1 protein-coding gene is annotated in these 802 nt (G+C 58.7%); it reads right to left on the bottom strand.

Translation table 11 applies throughout. From position 1 onward, the window contains the following. Positions 1–802, bottom strand: an 802-nt coding sequence (locus NKI72_RS35255; RefSeq protein ID WP_352852294.1) for a hypothetical protein, incomplete at both ends; no start/stop codon positions are given.

Below are 802 nucleotides of genomic sequence, written 5' to 3'. Positions count from 1 at the left end.
TGCCAAGCGCGACGCTGTGAAATGCGCCTCCTCAAATCCGGACGGCATATAATGTCCGGCGATCCGGCGATCTTTCAGCGCCCGGATGCCAAAGCCTGTCTCGTCAAGCAGCCGCCGAATCTCGGCATTGTCCTGTTGCGAGCGCGCGAAGGCAAAAACTATCGGCGCGAAAGGGTCAGCGCCGCGCGGGTCCGTGGGCGAGTCCTTGCGGCGCAACTGCGCATCTATGACATCTGCGTTGAAGCCTCGCGCCACGAACTCGGCCAAGGTGTTCTTGGCGCCAGCCTTGCTCGCGGCGGCTTGCGGATGGATAACAGCGAGCATACGCGGTCGGGTCATCAAAGCGGCTGCCGCGAAAATCGTTTCACCGGCTAGATGTCTGTTGGTGTTGAGATAGTGGTAATCGACCTCAGCTTTCCTTACCTCGTGCCTCCACAGTTCGGTCACGGTAGCGGCCTGATCGAGGCAGGCAAAATATCGCGCGACCCAGTCCGTCGCAATGTCATCGCCGTTGCCGATTGCCACCGACAGGTCACAGAAGCGGCCGACGGTGAAGGGCAATGTGACATTGAGCGGAATGCCGGCTTCTAATACCAATTCGGCAAAAATAATGTCTGCGCCGCACGCAAGCGACATATACACGGCCGGAATCTTGCGGCCCTCGAGCCATCCGCTCATTTCGATTGCCAGAAGACGCTCCGCTTCTGTCAACTCCTCCGGCGTGCCATCGCTTGACTTCATGACATGGCCGCTAAAAAAGACTGGATCTCCAATATTGAGGGTGGCGAGTTCGGCCGACGTG

The organism is Mesorhizobium sp. M0437, from assembly GCF_040321335.1.
Taxonomy (GTDB): Bacteria; Pseudomonadota; Alphaproteobacteria; order Rhizobiales; family Rhizobiaceae; genus Mesorhizobium.
The sequence above is the reverse complement of the archived record's forward strand: the minus strand, read 5'-3'. Positions and strand labels throughout refer to the sequence as shown.